The sequence below is a fragment of the Taklimakanibacter deserti genome, assembly GCA_003574785.1.
The window spans coordinates 1-525 of sequence record QORU01000090.1; the positions used below are offsets into that span (position 1 = coordinate 1).

Annotated in this window: 1 protein-coding gene; it reads right to left on the bottom strand. The window is 74.7% G+C overall.

Annotation, left to right across the window (positions count from 1 at the left end; genetic code table 11):
• Positions 1–8: 8 nt before the first annotated feature.
• Positions 9–525 (bottom strand): exodeoxyribonuclease V subunit gamma (locus DS839_RS36115; protein WP_368912152.1); only part of this gene is annotated, 517 nt, incomplete at its 5' end.

Consider the following 525-nt stretch of genomic DNA (forward strand, 5'->3'; position numbering starts at 1 on the left):
AGCCCCCCTCACACCAACCTTGCAAACAACCTCAGCGCGTGGCTCGCGTCCCGCGCCACGGCGGCCAGCGCCTCCAGGGTCTGGGCGGGCAGCGAGGAGATGCCGAAGACGATCACCCGGCGGGGCAGGCCTGGCGGGCGCTCGCCCAGCTCCCGGCAGGCTTCGAGGAAGCGCTCGTGTACCGCCGCGCGGCTGGAGGCCAGCCCCGCCTCGCCATGGGCCCGGGCGATGTCGTCGCGCAGGGCGCGCCACAGCTCGGCCTGCCAGCGCTGCTCCTCGGCGAGCGGGCGCGCCTCGCCGCGGGCGGTGATCAGCACATCCTCGTCCGCGGCCCAGGCGGTGAGCCAGTCGGCGCGGTAGACCTGGTACTGGTCGAAGAGGTCGGCCAGGCGCTCGGCCAGCTGGTGGCGCTTGCGCAGGTCGTCGTCACCCTCCAGGAAGCGTGCCAGGGGGGCGAACACGGGGGCGTCCAGCAGGGCAGGCAGCAGGCGCATCAGCCGCCACACCAGGCTCGGGCAGGGTCGC